General features: G+C 39.6%; 12 protein-coding genes. 8 read left to right on the top strand and 4 right to left on the bottom strand.

Translation table 11 applies throughout. The features are described 5' to 3' along the window. Positions 1–3: 3 nt before the first annotated feature. Genes CSC79_RS15450 through CSC79_RS15440 form a run of 3 tightly spaced genes read left to right on the top strand, consistent with a single transcriptional unit; the run spans position 4 to position 2,686 of the window. Positions 4–519 (top strand): Ig-like domain-containing protein, encoded by a 516-nt coding sequence (locus CSC79_RS15450; RefSeq protein WP_099296646.1) that lies wholly within the window; start codon positions 4–6, stop codon positions 517–519. A 50-nt stretch (positions 520–569) separates the two neighbouring features. Then, positions 570–1,577 (top strand): hypothetical protein, encoded by a 1,008-nt coding sequence (locus tag CSC79_RS15445; protein ID WP_099296645.1) that lies wholly within the window; start codon positions 570–572, stop codon positions 1,575–1,577. Further along, positions 1,574–2,686: a HupE/UreJ family protein gene (locus CSC79_RS15440; RefSeq protein ID WP_099296644.1), complete on the top strand. Its 1,113-nt coding sequence runs from the start codon at positions 1,574–1,576 to the stop codon at positions 2,684–2,686. Before CSC79_RS15445 ends, CSC79_RS15440 begins: the two co-directional genes overlap by 4 nt. A gap of 74 nt (positions 2,687–2,760) precedes the next feature. Here the strand turns inward: CSC79_RS15440 and CSC79_RS15435 are convergent, their stop codons facing one another. Continuing rightward, positions 2,761–4,461 carry a cyanophycinase gene (locus CSC79_RS15435; protein WP_099296643.1) on the bottom strand — a complete coding sequence of 567 codons (1,701 nt, stop codon included), beginning with the start codon at positions 4,459–4,461 and terminating at the stop codon, positions 2,761–2,763. Positions 4,462–4,905: 444 nt separating this feature from the next. Here CSC79_RS15435 and CSC79_RS15430 point away from each other — a divergent pair, with 444 nt between their 5' ends. The 3 genes from CSC79_RS15430 (at position 4,906) to iadA (ending at position 10,571) form a co-directional block, all read left to right on the top strand. Then, a complete protein-coding gene (locus CSC79_RS15430; RefSeq protein WP_099296642.1) occupies positions 4,906–7,833 on the top strand; it encodes a TonB-dependent receptor in 2,928 nt (975 codons plus the stop codon). Between the two features lie 152 nt (positions 7,834–7,985). Next, a complete protein-coding gene (yfcC, locus tag CSC79_RS15425) occupies positions 7,986–9,392 on the top strand; it encodes a putative basic amino acid antiporter YfcC (protein ID WP_099296641.1) in 1,407 nt (468 codons plus the stop codon). A 12-nt stretch (positions 9,393–9,404) separates the two neighbouring features. Further along, positions 9,405–10,571 (top strand): beta-aspartyl-peptidase, encoded by a 1,167-nt coding sequence (gene iadA / locus CSC79_RS15420; protein ID WP_099296640.1) that lies wholly within the window; start codon positions 9,405–9,407, stop codon positions 10,569–10,571. 200 nt (positions 10,572–10,771) lie between these two features. Here the strand turns inward: iadA and CSC79_RS15415 are convergent, their stop codons facing one another. Then, on the bottom strand, positions 10,772–11,959 hold the full coding sequence (locus CSC79_RS15415; RefSeq protein ID WP_099296639.1) for a serine hydrolase: 1,188 nt from the start codon (positions 11,957–11,959) through the stop codon (positions 10,772–10,774). Positions 11,960–12,259: 300 nt separating this feature from the next. Between CSC79_RS15415 and CSC79_RS15410 the strand changes: the two genes are divergently transcribed. After that, positions 12,260–14,548 (top strand): winged helix-turn-helix domain-containing protein, encoded by a 2,289-nt coding sequence (locus tag CSC79_RS15410; RefSeq protein ID WP_180270448.1) that lies wholly within the window; start codon positions 12,260–12,262, stop codon positions 14,546–14,548. Between the two features lie 102 nt (positions 14,549–14,650). Here the strand turns inward: CSC79_RS15410 and CSC79_RS15405 are convergent, their stop codons facing one another. Further along, positions 14,651–15,538 carry a LysR family transcriptional regulator gene (locus CSC79_RS15405; RefSeq protein ID WP_201796686.1) on the bottom strand — a complete coding sequence of 296 codons (888 nt, stop codon included), beginning with the start codon at positions 15,536–15,538 and terminating at the stop codon, positions 14,651–14,653. Positions 15,539–15,687: 149 nt separating this feature from the next. Here CSC79_RS15405 and CSC79_RS15400 point away from each other — a divergent pair, with 149 nt between their 5' ends. After that, complete coding sequence (locus CSC79_RS15400) at positions 15,688–16,872, top strand: MFS transporter (protein ID WP_099296636.1); 1,185 nt, start codon at positions 15,688–15,690, stop codon at positions 16,870–16,872. 150 nt (positions 16,873–17,022) lie between these two features. On the opposite strand, the gene CSC79_RS15395 is transcribed toward CSC79_RS15400, so the two are convergent. Further along, positions 17,023–17,715 carry a hypothetical protein gene (locus CSC79_RS15395; protein ID WP_099296635.1) on the bottom strand — a complete coding sequence of 231 codons (693 nt, stop codon included), beginning with the start codon at positions 17,713–17,715 and terminating at the stop codon, positions 17,023–17,025. Positions 17,716–18,057: the final 342 nt, after the last annotated feature.

The raw sequence follows: 18,057 nt of genomic DNA, 5'->3' as shown, positions 1-18,057 counted from the left end.
CTCATGCAACAGTTAAAACTATCACACATTGCGACCCTACTCACAGTTTTGGTGCTTAGTGGCTGTAATAACGATGATGACAAAAATAGCGTAGAGCCACCACCAGTGGTGAATAAAGCACCTACCGCATCTGCAGAAATGGTTACAACACAAACCGAAGTAACCATTGAAGATATGCTACAAGGCACTGATCCTGAGGGTGATACGCTGACATTTAGTTTAGTCACTGAACCTATGCTAGGCATGGTTGTAGTTAATACTGATGGTAGCTATGTTTACACACCGAATGCAGAAGCAACTGGCACAGACAGTTTTACTTTTGCTGTAAGCGATGGTGTCAATGAACAAGTAACAGCCATGGTTGATATTACAATTGAAGTACTGGAAGTTGACTTTGCCCAGTTTAGTCGTGCTGCGTTTAATCAAGCGCCTACAGACAAGCCGCTAAGTGTTAACGGACGTGCCTTTACTAATGCCGATGCAAAAGTCAATTATGACGACTTGCTAACGGATAATTAAGCTTTTTAATACCAACTTGCAGGCCATGGAAGGCCTTTTTAGGAGACACTATGTTGATTCGTGCCTTTACTTACTTTGCTCTAGTACTTTCACCTTGTTTATTCGCTGAACCCATTATACCTGCCGATAACACCATAATAGCCAAGGCACGCTCTGTTAGTACGGCGATATTGAATAATAATGAGTTAATGGCATTACTCATTACAACGCAGCAAGTAGGTCAAACAGAATTACGCCAAGGGCTGTTAAAATCACAATTAGAATTGCGCTACAAACAATCTAAAACACCCGATATTGGTTACATGTACGCTCGTGTTTTACAACGTGAACATCAATTTGAACAAGCATTAAGTATTACTCAAGAAGTATTACAAAAAGACCCCCAACACGTTAATAGCCATCTACTACAAGCAAATATGTTGATGGTACAAGGCAAATTCACCGCAGCAAAACAACAATGCTTAAATCTTGTAGGCTTAGCACCTATGGATGTAGTAAACACATGTGCATTAGATGCATTAAGCCAAGATGGCCAATTAACACAAAGCTATCAAAGTTTAAAAAATAGTATTGTTATTAATAAGCAAAATGAAACCACCCGTCATGTGCTTGGTGAGATGGCGCTTAGGCTTAATAAACCAAAAGCAGCATTGGATCATATTCGCTCAATTGAGTTAAATACAGCCCCTGTTAGTTTGGTTGTATTGTGGGCTGATATTCATTTAGCTTTAGGGTCTTATCAAAAAATACTGAACTCTTTACCTTCACTAACTTACGATAATGAAAATTTAGAAGATGCATTATTACTTCGTTTAGCGATTGCCGAGCGAAACAACACAAAAAACCCACAAACTCAATGGCAAACTCTTATGTCAAAACGCGTGCAATTAAGAGAACTGCGCCAAGATGTATTTCATGCCAGCGATCTTGCTCGTTATTATTTAGACCTTGATCAACAGCCTGATAAAGCACTTTATTGGGCAAAAATTAATTGGCAGCAGGCAAAGCTACAAGCAGACCAGCAGCTATTGGCACGCGCAAAAGGGGCAAAGTTATGAAATATTACATTCACAGTTTATTGTATAGTGTGTGCCTATTACTCAGCAGCACCGCTTTTGCTCATCAACTTAGTACCAGCTATCTCAGTTTAAATAAAGTTGAATCATCTGAAACACTTAATGAGTTTAGCGGTACTTGGCAGATCCCGCTGATTGATTTAGAACATAAAATTGCATTCGATCTTAATCAAGATGGCAATATTGCTTGGCATGAAATCACCGCCAAGCGTGCTGCCTTAAATGAGTTTATGTATGCATCAATCAAGATATCATCACCTGACGAACAAGCCTGCCTTGTACAAAGCGACAACGATTTGAAGCTCGATAATCACTTTAATCAACCGTATGTTGTATTGCCCATAAGCGTAAACTGTGCTGAAAAAAGCGCGATAATACTTACATACAGCGCATTTTTTGATATCGACGCTAATCACAAGGTCATCACCACTGTGAACTCGCAAACGCGTGTTATGAGCGCTGATCAAGCAACCCAGGCGTTCGACTTTACAAGCACCAGTTACCTCGCAACATTTAAACAATATGTCTATCAAGGGATATTGCATATTTGGCTAGGTCTTGATCATATTCTATTTTTAATTGCGTTATTACTTACCTGCGTATTGGTAAGAAAAGATAGTAAATGGCAAGGAGTCACATCAAAAATTGCTATTTTTAAGCATACCGCCTGGATAGTAACAGCGTTTACCTTGGCTCACTCTATTACGTTGACAGCAACTGCAATGGAGCTGCTTTCACCTAATAGCCGATGGGTTGAATTTGGCATAGCCATTTCAGTATTATTTGCTGCACTAAATAATATTTGGCCATTGGTATTGCGTTTAGGCTGGATAACCTTTGCATTTGGCCTACTACACGGTATGGGGTTTGCGGGTGTTTTGGGTGAGCTCGGTTTATCAAACGACTATCAATTGCTCAGTGTGTTAGCATTTAATTTAGGAGTAGAAATAGGTCAATTAGCTATTTTAGCCGTTACCTTACCTTTACTGATAAGCTGCAGAAGATATGCTGTATATCAAAAATGGGTGATGCCAGCAGGCTCTCTTATTATTGCATTGATAGCAGTACAATGGTCGATAGAACGAATTTAAATAACATAAAGCGATGGGATAAGCCCATCGCTTTAATATTGCCTAGCTTAGGTTCTGTTGACCTTTATAAAAACTCACTGAATCTGTTTAATTTTAATAGCTAAATTATCGACTAAACACCCATGTTTTGAGCTGTTAACACGGTAAAATTGGCTGTCTTCATTGCCTGAAATAGCAACAGAAAACTCATCTTGTTGTGCTGTCGCTTGCGTATCATTGGTCAAGCACATGGCTTGCGTTAACGAACGTAGTTTAGTATCAGTAAAAATATTGGTAAAACGCTGCATAGGCAAAGGAGGTATTTTCATTTTTGGCAATGCATTTGTGATTGTTTTGTCATTAATACTAAAGCCATCCTTCGTTATATTTACGCGTGTGCCCACAGGCCAATACGAATAATTAAAACCCTCTGCGCTGTGTGGCTTATGTAAATAGACAACACCATTTTTACCAATCACAGTCATCAGTTTAGAACTACCAGAGTTAATAACCACCAATGCGGTTGTCTCATCAACACCAAATCCATAAGGTTGCTTTGTCGCATCTAACAATGTTGCCAAACGTGCCGTACGATCACGCTCACTAAAGTGGGTATCCAATATACCGAAGTTAAAGCTGCCTAGGCCACCCTCACCTTGGTAGGTTAATGAGTCAACTGATAGACCTTTATCACAGTCAGTCGTGCAGCGTTCACTAGGTGCTGATTGAGCGAAAGCACCATCACGCAAAGCGCTAAGGCTTGTGCCATTTGTGATCATCGCCACCTGTCCATATTGATTTTTACCACCACTTTGAATCGCAGTACCGGCGCTTGTTCCTACCAACAACGGACGTGAGCGTAATGCCTCTGTCCACGGGTAAGGTTTACCTTGCTCATCGAATAATACTTTGTGCGTTAAGCTTTGGTCGCCGCCATTAAGCATGACACCCGTTGCCGATTCAATTACCTTAACCAAATTTTTAACACCTTGCTTGCACAGCGCCAACTCTGCCTTAATACGATCGGGGTAGATAGCATCACGATTATACACATTCATGGTTTTTTCGCGGATACTGGTCAATTGAGCACATTCCCCGCTGGTGATCGCCCTTGCAAGCGCAGGTGTCAACGCCAGCCACTTAGATGCAATACCATTGAAATCAAGTAATCCTTCATAAAAGTCTGCTGATTCATAAGGGTCGCGACTAGAAGCTGTAATAGCTAAAAGGCTAGGCTTAGTTGCACTTACTTTCGCAGTAGCCGAAATAAAATCTAAAATATCGTTAGCCGCAGTTTCACTATTTAGTGTGGTGTTGACGACTTCTTTAAGTCGCGCTTGCTTAGCATCAACAACTGGTATTTCTATACTATCGATAACAAAGTTGTACTCTACATCGGTTAATTGATTAAGTAATGCGTTGTTTAAATCTCGCCATGCCCACAGCAGATCGCTCTTGGTATAAGGTGAAGGATGTTGGCGTGCCATTGTAGCTAAAACTTGCAATGTTTTATTGCGATGTCCTGCATTATCATTGGGCCAATTTAATTTTACTTGATTTAATGTGTCGCGGTTTAATTGATATTGGTTTGCGTTTTTACCACTTAACTGTTGTTTATCTTGGCAGTTTTTGGCGCTCATGCTTGAACATGTTGTTAAAGCGCCTCCCACTAGAACCAAGGTCTGATTTTTTTCATTTGCAGATATCGTGGAAGAATATGAAGCTAAAATCAGCAAAGATGCTGCCAAAAAACCATCAAACCGCCTAAGCTTAAGTTGTTCCTGAAAGGTTTCCATAATGTTACTCGCATGTAAAATATAATGATAAATAGCTTGCAGTGTCTCTTTATGCTTGCTATAAAAAAAAGGAACTTTTAAATCGCGAGTAAGCTAGCACTCAATAACTAGCTTTGTCAAAAACCTTTTGGATTGGAATTATGTTTAAAAACGCAACATCGCTTTGTACATATTTCTACTCTCCTCACTACCTTTCGGAGTGGTTTGACGAGTAGCCACACCTCACATTCTCGTGAGGGGCTAACTGTGTCTAAACATCACTGCCCTGTCTGAAACCAATCAAATTTAAAGCAAATAAAAACTAAAATAACATTAGTTTTAGCTGCGCTTTGCCGCTGCTATTAATTTTGCCTCAATTCGATTGGAAAAATCATAATAAAAATGAGCAAGCTGCTGTATTTAAAGCATGTTTTGACTCTTGAATAAGACAAAAGGTAAATTAATATGTTTCGTCAACTAACTATTGCAGCGGCAATAAGCGCATCGCTTTGCCCTGTCACCACTGTGTATGCACAAGAAAATGATGAATCAACAAACATTGAGCGAGTAGAAATTACTGGATCACGCTTAAAAGGCGTCGACCTTGAAGGTACAATCCCATTAACGGTATTAGACCAAGACGCAATAAAGCGCTCAGGGGCGAATACTATTCATGAGTTATTAAAAGACTTATCAGTATTTAAAGGCGGCAGCGGCACCTTTTCAACTTCAGAAAGTGGCGGCACCTCAACCTCAACACCGGCTGGCCAATCTGCTGCAAGCCTTCGTGGTATGGGCCCTTCAGCAACATTAACTCTTATTAATGGTCGTCGTGTTGCCCCCAGCTCTTTTGCTGCAGGCACTGAAAACTTCGTCGATGTAAACTCTATTCCACTGGCTGCTATCGAGCGTATTGATATTTTAGCCACGGGTGCCTCAGCTGTTTATGGTGCTGATGCCGTAGCTGGCGTAATCAACTATATTTTAAAAGATGACTTTGAAGGTGCTGAAATAAATGCCTCTTTAGGCAACAGCTTTAACAGTCACGATGAAGGTAAAAAACAATTAAACTTGGTTTATGGTACTAAAATTGGCGACAGTAACTTAACGGTATTTGCCGACATTTATGACCGAAACGCATTCAAAGCAACCGATCGCGATTACACTGCATCGCCTTCATTAGTTAATGGCTATTCATATTTACCAAAACTCGAAAACTCACCAAATATTTATTATTTCAGTAGCCGTGATGGTAATGAGTTACCGGCTCCAAACTGCAAAACTGAGCTAGTCACTACTGAATTTGGTGAACAAATTTGTGCCTACTACCCAAATCAAGATGATTACCTAGACACGCCATTTGAAAGTCTATCAACTGGATTCATGTTTAACAGCAATGTGGGTGAACTTGATTGGCACACTGACTTTTTCTACAGTCAAACAAAGTCTAGAGCCTATTCGTCTCCTTCACCTATTAATCAAATCAATGATGATGATGGCCCGTTTATCTTAGAAGATGCACTATTTATTTATGATAATGCAGACGGCAGTAATGATTTAATGGATAAGCTCTACATTGACCCATTTGACACCCAAGCGGGTCGCGAAGTTTATGGTTTTGGTTTTGATGCACGCTTTAATGCCCCGCGAACTGTTGAAGTTGAAACTAAAAACTTTCGCTTAGTAAGTAGCCTTGCTGGCGATATTGGTGATTGGGGCTGGGAGTCTGGCGTAACGTTCTCTCGCTCAAGTTCAGAACAAGAAGCCATTGATGGTGTGTATAACCGTTATCAATTCCACGGTGCAATTACAGGTGAGTTATGTTCAGACGGTACACTGGCAAGTTATGATGGCGAAAACCTTAACTGTGCATCAGGCGACTTACTGCCATTTTATAATCCATTTGTGCAAGGCGATGCTGCTAATGATGCGGTTTTAGCAACGGCACAGGCACGCCCAACCCGTAGTGGCGAAAGCACCGTATACGGCTGGGATGCAAACTTTAACGGTGAGCTATTTACCTTTAATGACTTACCCGCTTATGCCTCATTTGGTGTTGAAGCTCGCCGTGAAGAGTTAAGCGACATACCATCACTTGATTCGCAAGCACGCCCTGAAAACGGCTACCTAGTAGATGTATTTGGTTTTGGTTCAAGCTTATCAGAGGCTGATCGTACTCAATACGCTGCATTTGCTGAGCTGAATGTGTCGTTGACCGACCAGGTAGAATTACAAGCAGCGGGTCGTTACGATCATTATGATGACTTTGGCGGCACATTTAACCCGAAAATAGGCCTAAGCTATCGCCCTACTGACTCGTTAGTTGTTCGTGGTTCGTGGTCAACGTCGTTCCGTGCACCTTCATTGACCCAAGCGGGTGTTAAATTAAGAACCACTCAATCAACCTTTGATTGCGGTGCGAACCAATCCGTGTCTGACCTATACTGTATGGGAGATGGTACCGAAGTTAGCGTTAACTCTCTTGAGCTGGGAAATAAAAACCTGAAAGCCGAAGAGTCTGAAGCAATCAGTGTTGGTTTTGCGTGGAGCCCAAGTGTTGATACTAACTTAACGGTTGATTATTGGCAGTTTGATCACGAAGAAGTGATTGATACTAACATGACTGCGGTACTTGATCGTGCCAGCACAGATGCTTCACTTCGTCATTGTGGTATTGTGCCACAAGGCCAACAAGGCATCTCTTATGATAGTGAGTTGTGTGAAATCAGTGACAACAGTGGATTAAACATAGAACAAGATGGCGCTAATTTAGGCGAAATTTTGGAAAATTACATAACTGAGTTTAACCCGCGAGATGATGAACTATTTCTGCCATTATTTCGTGATCATGTTATCCCACTTGAAAACACCGGCACACAGACATTAGCAGGGATTGATATTAAGTTTGATCACCGCTTTACACTATCTGGTGGTGACTTAACATTTGCATTTGACGGTACTCACTACCTTGAGTTTGAGCGTAATAAACCGGGCTCTGATGCAATTGAAAAACTCATTGGTACCTATCGCTACCCTGAAAACATCGGCCGTGTATCAATCGATTGGGAAGCACAAAGCTACTACCTAAACCTTGGCGCAAACTACACCAGCAGTTATGAAGATGATATTGAAGGGCTTAGAGGCCGTCAAATTGACGAGCTTGATGAGCTCGGTGAACTTGATTCACAAGGTAACCACCAAGTGGATGATTGGCTAGTGTGGGATTTATCAGCAGGTTATTTTGTTAACGATGCACTCGCGATAAGAGTGCGTATAGATAACATTTTTGATAAAGAGCCGCCTAAACTATATGGTTCAAGCCGTGGTTTTGACTCAATAAATCACAATGCCTTCGGCACACGCTACACGCTTAGTGCCAGCTATCGCTTTTAAAGTTACTTGCGGATAGCCGTGCTATCCGCTACACCACCCAAATTGCACTCAGTGGCGCAACAGTTAAATTGTTGTGCCACTTATTATGAGTGTTAGACTTATTGGATGCTGATCTTTTTAAGCAATAACCTTCCTTGGTTAAAAGTGAAATTATGAAAAACAAACAATTTACCATGCCTGATGCAAGTATCATCTTGTTATCAGTGGCTGTTATTGCCTACCTGGCCACCTTATTTATTACACCCGGTTTTTTTAATGCTGAGCAGGGCAGCAACCGAGTTGAACTTGCTCAATACCAACCTGTCACACAGAGCACAACAGCACCTATTTTTGCCGAAGGCGGTGAAATAGGCCTTGCAAATGTGTTATTTGAAGGGCTTGTATCGGGCGATAAATATGGCGCAACCATAGGTGTAATGGCGTTTATACTCATTACCGGTGGTGCATTTGGCATTATTATGAAAACGGGTGCTATTAATAACGGTATTATGGCCCTCATTCATAAAACACAACGTGTTGAATGGCTGTTTATCCCACTCATATTTTTATTATTTTCGTTGGGTGGCGCCGTATTTGGCATGGGCGAAGAAGCCATTGCTTTTTGCATTGTGCTACTGCCTATCATGAAGCAACTAGGCTATGACGCAAAAGTCACGGTCTTAACGACCTACGTAGCAACTCAAATTGGTTTTGCCACCTCATGGATGAACCCATTTAGCATCGCAATTGCCCAATCTATTGCAGAGATACCGGTATTTTCTGGCGCAGGTTTTAGAATGGCGGCTTGGTGTGTATTCACGCTGTTTGGCTTGGTATTTACTGTGCGCTACGCCAATTCAATAAGGCAGACCAAAACTGAACAAACACAGCCAAGTAACCAACCAACGCTAGATATTGCCGACAAACTAATTCTAGTGACCTTTGTTGCTGGTATTGCCTGGGTTATCTGGGGCGTCATGGCTCGCCAGTACTACATTCCTGAGCTGGCAGCACAGTTTTTCTGTATAGGTTTAGTCAGTGCTTTTATTGCCAGTGTGTTTAACAAACAAAGCGCCAATGAAAGTGCCGATGCCTTTAAACATGGTGCGCAAGAGTTATTACCCGCCGCCCTATTAGTCGCATTGGCAAAAGGCGTTGTACTGCTTTTAGGCGGCAGCGATTTGAGCACGCCCTCTACACTCAATACGCTTTTGTATTACAGTGCAAGTAGTATCGCCGCAGTGCCTGATTACGTTGCTGCATGGGGAATGTTGTTATTTCAAAGTGTATTTAACTTCTTTGTTTCATCAGGATCGGGGCAAGCTGCTATCACCATGCCTTTAATGGCACCTTTAGGCGATTTACTCAACGTATCTCGTCAAATCGTGGTGCTGGCTTTTCAGTTGGGCGATGGACTCACTAATATACTCATACCTACCTCTGCCAGCCTCATTGGCTGCTTAGGAATTGTTAAATTAGATTGGAGCGAATGGGCGGCCTTTATTTGGCGTTTTACCGCAGCACTTTTTGCATTAGCAAGCGGCTTTATCTTTCTTGCTTATTTTATTAATTATCAATAAAAAGACGTTTATATGTTAACACTTATTTGTGGGGCACACCTTTACACCCCCACCCCTCATGGGAAAATGGATGTATTAATAGCTGGTAGTAAAATCGTTGATTTTCAAAAAAAGATAAATATAGACAGCAATACAAATATAAAAGTAATTGACGGTACAGGCTGTATACTCACACCCGGCTTTGTTGATTCACTGGTACACATTACGGGCGGCGGTGGCGAAGCAGGCTTTGCCAGCCGTACACCTGAAATGAACTTAACCGATGCCACCTTACATGGCATAACCACCGTTGTTGCAGCACTTGGTACAGATTCAAGCAGCCGAACGCTCACTAATTTAGTCGCAAAAGCGAAAGGATTGAAAGAGTTGGGCTTGAACGTATTTTGTCACACGGGTTCGTATCACCTTCCGGCAAAAACCCTCACGGGCTCTATTACTGATGATTTGATGTATATTGACGAGTTTATTGGTGTCGGTGAAGTGGCCATTTCAGATCACCGCAGTAGTCAGCCTACGGTTCAGCAACTAGCAGAACTTGCCGCACAAGCTAAAGTGGCAGGAATGCTCAGCGGTAAAAAAGGCACGGTGAGTATTCATGTGGGCCCTGTTGATACCCATCTCAGCATTTTGCATGATATTGAGCAACAGACAGATATCTCGTTAGCGCAGTTTTACCCTACCCACATGAACCGTAATAAAGCCCTGTTAGATGCCGGTATTGAGTTTTGTAAAGGCGGTGGCACGATTGACTTTACCACCAGCACCACTGAATACGATTTAGCGAACGGTGAATACGCAGCTGCAAGAGCCCTTGCTTATTGTTTAGACCAAGGTGTTGATAAAACAAAGCTAACAATGAGTTCAGACGGCCATGCCAGCCTACCTATTTTTGATGCTGATTTTAATTTAATTGGCCTAGAGGTGGGTAAAGAAGCGTCCTTACACGACTCTTTTGTAGAGGCTGTCAATGTGCATGGTGTAAGTATTGAACACGCATTAATGGCTATAACTAGTAACCCTGCCAACGTATTAGGCCTTAAAAAGGGCAATATAGCCATAAACACTGATGCTGATTTAGTGTTGATGGATAGCCAAAGCCTCAAGCCTACGCATGTTTGGAGCCAAGGCAGTCTAATGGTAGACAATGGATTTGCAGTGATAAAAGGGCCGTTTGAGTAACAAAAGGGGCGTTCAATTGCCCCTTAATTGAGTAAACCTTTACTTGAACTGTCAGGTTTACCCAACTTAAAAGCTATCTATTATCATTTTTGCAAAGAAAGGAAATATAAATCAAAAGTAAAGCCTGATATTGATCTGGTTTCTATCTGACAATTGATAGCAGACAACTACACATCTACTTAGTTGTCTGCCATTTAGTATTAGCTTTTAATAAATGCAGGCAATATTGCTTTAACTAGCGGCTCAAAAACGACATCTTCTTCGTCATGACCGGTTACGGTTATCACTAAATCAAGCTCATTAACTACAATGATTCGGTTTCCACCCGCTCCCCAAGCAAAATTAACGTTGTAGTTTTTATTATTTAAAGCGATGTCGGTCTGGTACCATAAATAGCCATAATTAAAACTCGCTGGGACCCAACTTTGAGTTGGCTTGGTAACTGCTTTAAATGCAGCCATTAAATAGTTTTCTGATATAAGCTGCTCATTTTTCCACCGCCCTTTATTGATAATCATTTTTCCTATTTTGAGCATGTCACGAGGGGTTAAATTCAGGCCACTTTCTGCCTTTGGAAGTGCTTTAGGGCCTAGCTTCCACTCATAGTTAAATATCCCCATTTTGTTTAAGAACTCTTTCTCAATAAAGTCTTTAGTTGTTCCTGGCACAACCGCGTTCAAAACGTGCATTACTAAAATGGGATCGGGTGCTTGGTATTTGTAAACCTGAGACTCTTTAGTTATTGGCTTGGTGAACTCCAAGAAAGCTTGCACTTCAGCAACGCCGGAATATTTATCACGGTTTTCTCTAAAGTCTTTAAGTTGTTCATCAGTGAACCTAAGTCCAGAATTCATTGAAAGCACGTGATGTAAAGTGACTTTTTCTGCACCCTCTGCCAACTTATTGGTATCTAGTTCTTTAAAAAAACTCATCAAAGGCTTATTCAAGTCAGCCATTGTGATATAACCTAATTGAATGGCTCTAGCTAAAACTAAACTAGTATACCCTTTAGTTGCAGAGAACTGGAAATGAGGTAAATCGATTCGTCCACGCTTATAATAAGACTCAAACAATAGTTTATCTTTGTAGCTAATAAGTAAACTGTCATATTTCCCATACTTACTTTCAGCTAACGCTTTAGCTAACTTTAATATAGGAGTTTTGTTACCTCCATCAATACCCAGTTTTCCTACTTTTATATTGTCTGCTAACTTTTCTGGTGCAATATTGATAAAGGCCTTTTCTAGTGGAGCCATGTCCCAAAAGTCTATTTTAACCTCTTCGGCTGAGGCTCTTGGTGCTTTAAGCTCAGTGGCTTTTGAAAAGCCCGCAAACGAAATAAGTAGAAGTAATGCAATGAGTAATTTGAACCGATAATTTGCGAACATGTTAATTCCTATAATTATAATATCGAAATATGTTTGCGTTTTAAAACTGATATTTAATTTCATAAAACTCGTTACCAAAACGCAAATAAAGTACGCACAAAGTACATTTGAACTGCACCTTACCCAACTTAAATCATATTAAATGTTCTAAAATCAATCGTTAAAGATATGAATTTATTAGGCTTTATGTTTTTATAGCAAAATAAGACAAAGCGTTGTTTGCATACGATAAAAAGTAAAGGTTAATCAGCATTGTTCAGTTATAATACTCTTCAGAAAAATTACTTTTCGGATATGTCTTTGCAAAACAGTCAAAAATATCAATTAGGACGATGGGTTGTCTGTCCAATCACCAATACGTTTCAAGACAATAACGAGCAAAAGTCAATTGATAATAAGAGTATGCAAGTGCTTTTATTTCTCATTCATAATGCTGGAAAAAGTGTAACCAAAGGACAAATTATTGAGCATGTTTGGCAAGAGAGTATTGTCAACGAAGAGATATTATCTGTAGCGATCAGTAAAATTAGAAAAGCATTAGGAGACAATGCTCGCCAACCAACATTTATCAAAACGATACCTAATGTTGGCTATTGTTTAGTTGCAGCCGTAAAACCGCTAGTAGAAAACACGCAACCATCAGAAGCGCCCTCAAATACGCTTAATTTACAAACGAACTATCGTAAACCTAATTTTATAGAAAGTTCGCTCTTATTGCTGTTAATTGCCGTCATCATTATCGTTATTTTCTTTCGAGTATATCAAGAACCTGAGAATGATGATTATGTAGCTATTAGCTCAATTGCTGTATTACCCTTTGAAGACCTAAATGATAATGAAGACAATGTACATTTTACAGAGGGACTTTCTGACGCAATCATTAACCAGCTTTCTCAATCAAAACCTTTAAAGGTAATTTCTCGTGAATCTTCTTTCAACTTCAGAGGAAATAAGGATCCATCCATAATTGGTAGCGCCCTTAAGGTAGAAGCTTTATTAGACGGTAGCGTCCAAAAATCAGCGGATCAAGTAAGAGTAAATGTACAAATAATTAGCACGTTTGATGGACGATTGCTTTGGGCAAAAAGTTTTGACAGTACAAAATCAAATTTATTCAGTTTGCAGGATAAAATAAGCCGTGAAATTAGGCTGACTATTCAACCAAGTTCACAAGCCCAAATCGTGACCAAAAAGAAAATAGACAGCCAAGCATACGAATGGTTTTTAATGGGTCAATATCACTGGCGGCAAAGAACGCCAACCTCACTATCAAAAGCAGAGACTTATTTTAAACATAGTCTCGAATTAGAGCCTAATTACGTGAACGCACACGTTGGATTGGCCATCACTTACAGCCAATTTCATTATTACGCGAATTGGAGTGCGAAAAAATCGGTTAATAAAGGACTTCCTCATATAGAGCAAGCATTAGCTTTAGAGCCAAACTCGCCGACGGCGCTTGCAGCTAAAGGGGTGCTATTGACTCTTAATGCAAGTTACTCCGAAGCCCCTTTAACTATCTTGAATGAAGCACAGAAAAAGTTCGAACGTTCCTTAGCGCTTGAAGACAATGCAACAACACACCATTGGTATAGCTCACTACTAAACCAGATGGGAAAAGAAGCGTTAGTCATAAAACATATGGAGCATGCCATTGATTTAAACCCTCTTTCAGCATCATTAAAAAGCATATATAGCCGATATTTAGCAATTAGAGGAAAGTTAGATACAGCGCAAAATCTGTATCGTAGAGCTATAATTTTGGAGCCGGAGCGAGATCCAAACATTGTTGAATCCACCCATATATTCCGCAATACACCAAGCTCAATTAATGCCATCGCTCAATGGCACTTAAGCAATAGCGAGCAGCTTGAATATTGCTCTAGTGACGAATATTGTGAGCAGGTTATATTTTCGTACTTAAGTATTGGGCAGGATGAAGAAGCCAATAAAATATTGGCTCGCATGACATCAAAACACGAACATTTTAAAAACTCTCTCAAGCTAATAGATTACGGCCTCAAAGGTGAGCCAATTAACGCAGTTTCTCTATTAGAACAACTAAGTGACACTCAACCAAATAGCTATAAGTACAAATACAGTTTAGCTATTGCGCAATATAGAGCTGCTATGTATGAGCAAACCCAAACTTCATTGTTAAACCTTTATGCTGATTGGCGTAATGCCGGCGTAATTGAAGTGACAAGTGACAATTATTTAGCGTTGCTGCTCTATGGCGCAACCTTATTGAAGTTAAATGAACAAGAGTACGCCAATGTTGTATTAAATAATGTGGAGCAATTTCTTCTTTTAAATAAGGTTCATGACAAAGCACAGGCAGATATGGCGTTAGCTCAAGTAAACGCTCAGTTGCATAACCCAGCTAAAACTATAAAGCATTTGCGTACAGCGTTAAATCATGGCTGGCTTGAAACCTTTGATCGAGAATGGTGGACTTTGCAAGATGATCATTTATTGAAGCCTATGCAGCATCAAGCTGAATTCAATACTGTATTGCAGGAGCATCAACAACGCACAAGAAAATTAGCGAAACGAGTTAGTTTGAAACTAAAAGACCTGAAAATTTAAAGCTTTATTTTATAGGTTTGATTTGAAGTAAAGTCTCTCTTATTAGTACAAGCACATAGCTGAACTTCGAAAAGCGCCAATAGCCGTCACAAATATCAATCATTACAATGTTAATCTCGGTCTAATAAAATCAATAAATGCTTTAACTCTCTCAGCAACCGGTGAGGATTTATAGTAAACAGCATTTACCAATTCACGATCAGAACCCATTAACCTATATGGCTCAAGAAGTGATATTAGTCGACCTTCTGCAATATCTGAATTAACCATAAAACCTGATAAACAAGTAATACCGCTTCCAGATAAAGCTAGTTGCCGAATGGTTTCTCCATTGCTCGCTGTCATGTCAGGGTTTACGTTATTTAAGCCTTTTACAGGCCATTGATTGAGTGACTTAATGTTTGAAAAACCAATTAACTTATGGTTTTTAAGTTCATCGGGCGTTTTTGGTAAACCATTTTGTGCAATATATTTAGGTGATGCGACTACAAAAAGCGGGCTTTTTCCTAATGCGCTAGCATGTAAAGTTGAATCTTCTAATTTTCCAATTCTTATCGCAACATCAGTTCGTTTTTCAATTAAATCAACAATTCCCTCGTTAGAGTTCAGTTCAATCTCTATTTCAGGATAAGCCTTAGTGAATGCATTAATATAAGGTGTTAATTGGTGAAATATAAAAGGACTCACAGCGTCGATACGTAATTTACCTTGAAGCACTTTTCCTTTAACAATAAGGGAAGATTCCGCATATTGAATTTGTTTTAAGCCTAAAGTAACCGCATCGATAAACTTTTTACCTTCATCAGTTAGCATCACTCGCCTAGTCGTTCTAATTAAAATGGCTGTGTTAAGGGCTTTTTCAATTTTAGTCACTGAGCGAGAAATACGCGCCACCTGAATATTAAGTGCATCTGCGGCAGCAGAGAAACCACCAAATTCAATAACAGCTAATAAAAGTTCTAAGTCGTCAGATCTTGTTTTTAAACTCAAATTAACCTCATTTATTACAAAAGTATTTTGTAAATGACACTATTTATCACAAAAGTTTATCAGTTAATAATGCCGTCAACAAATAAAGTAAGCGATTTAATTTCGCGCATTACTTTATATCCATTACATATACTTATTTGGAGATCATGATGCCACTTGCATTGATAGCATTAGCGCTAAGCGCTTTTGCCATAGGAACAACAGAATTCGTGATTGTTGGACTACTTCCAACAATGGCACGAGACCTTAATGTATCAATACCTTCAGCAGGCTTACTGGTCAGTCTATATGCTTTAGGTGTGGCCATTGGCGCACCGGTGTTAACAGCGCTAACCAGTAGGTGGAACAGAAAACATGTATTGCTATCTGTTATGGGCTTATTTGTTATTGGCAATTTAGTGGCATGGCAAGCACCGAGTTTTGAGGCATTGATAATAGCCAGAATTTTAACTGGATTAGCACATGGTGTATTCTTTTCAATAGGATCGACCATTGCGACAGGTTTAGTATCTAAAGAAAAAGGCGCAAGCGCTATAGCCACTATGTTTACAGGATTAACTGTCGCTTTAGTTACAGGGGTTCCTCTGGGCACTTATATTGGTCAAGTTTTTGGCTGGGAAGCAACTTTTTTAACCGTATCAATTTTAGGTTTACTGGCTATGATTGGCAGTGCCATTTTAGTACCGAGTAATTTAAAACAAGCTAAACCAACAAATATTACAGCCCAGTTAAAAGTCTTAACTCACCCTCGATTACTATTAGTTTATGCAATTACGGCTATTGGTTACGGTGGAACTTTTATCGCATTTACTTACTTAGCGCCTATCCTTAATGAAGTAAGTGGTTTTGATTCAAGCTCTGTAGCCTTGATACTTTTAGTTTATGGTGTGTCAGTTGCTTTGGGCAATATCTGGGGCGGTAAAATGGCCGATAACTATGGCCCAATTAAAGCTTTAACAATTATTTTCGCAGGTCTTGCAGGCATATTATTTATGTTGGGCTATACAGCTTACAACCCGATTACCGCCGTGCTTACTATTTTGGTTTGGGGAGCCTTTGCCTTTGGAAATGTACCCGGTTTACAAGTATACGTAGTTAAGTTAGCCGAAAAACACACACCACACGCCGTAGATGTTGCATCAGGTTTAAATATCGCAGCTTTTAATATTGGTATTGCAATAGGTGCATGGGGAGGGGGTAATATTGTTGCTGAGCATGGCTTGATGAATACACCTTGGGCAGGCGCAGTGGTTGTTTTAGTTGCGCTTGTATTAACACGTTATAGCGGAATGCTTGATAGAAAGGACGCAAGCTTAAACTTAGTGAAAGATTGAACCCCATATAGGCTTTTCGTCTAGGTAAACAACAAGTGTATTTTAAAGCAGGCTTAATGAGTAAAGTAAGCCTGCTTCTCGCTCATTGGCGAAATTCGTCTTTAGTTCATTGACATTGCAGGTGGAGAATAAATCATATTATTTATCATATTAACTGTTGTATTCTTTTCTACGCTCTATAGCCACAGGGCTTAACTTAACCCATTTGAACAAATACATTATGATTATTTTTGTTATTCCACTCGTTATAGCAAGAACCATTAATGGCCAACCGTTTTCAATTCCCATACTCAAAGCAAAGGCGATAGTTGAAATATCCATCATAAAAATAAATTGACTCATTTTTAAATCGACTGCACCTGTAGCACCAGATTTGATAATTAACTTTATTTGATGATAATAACCTTGCGCTATTAAAAGCGATATGACGAGAATGATAGTTGTCGACACATAACGTCCTTCGTCAACAAATGTATCACCATAAAACAGCCCCGCCATTCCTAACGTTAAAGAAACTAAAGCAATTAAAACAGCGTAAGTAGACGCATTTGTTTTTCTATCAAGCCATATTTCATACAAAATAACGCCTACCAGTATAGTTGCTATCAAACGAGGCCACACTATGTAATGATTAAAAGGCTCTATAGAGTAACCATAAATAAAAAACGAGAAGTACGCTAAGTAACTGACAATAAATTGATTAATAGATAACAACTCTGTAGAACCAGTGCCTACTTCTTCTTTCTTCCTACGCCAAATAGTTCTTACTTGCGACAAAACACCATACAAACTGACAAAAATAAAAACAGTATTAACAGTTCCAAAAAAATCATAAACACTCATAGCCACCTCCAATATTTAAGTGAGGCTATTAAATCACATATTGTCGACAATATGTAGTTATACTTACTTTATGATTGTTATATTAGATGTAATAGGTTGAAAGTGTCGACAATGTTTTGTACAAGGTCAAATGTGACTGCCAAACAGCCTGTGCGAAATCAATAGCATTAGAGTGATGGTTTGGGTCTTATTGGCAACTTCTGCTTTTTGCAGCCAAATAAAGTCCAATCAAATAAAGTAGACAAATAAACTAGACAGCCACTTTAATTGAGCAAATAAAACAGTGCTATTAAGTTTACTCTTTTGGGCTAAAACTTATCTCTTTTTCTATTATCACTCGCT

Origin of the sequence: Pseudoalteromonas sp. 3D05 (assembly GCF_002723455.1) — a bacterium.
Taxonomy (GTDB): domain Bacteria; phylum Pseudomonadota; class Gammaproteobacteria; order Enterobacterales; family Alteromonadaceae; genus Pseudoalteromonas.
This window is presented reverse-complemented; position numbering and strand designations above follow the sequence as displayed.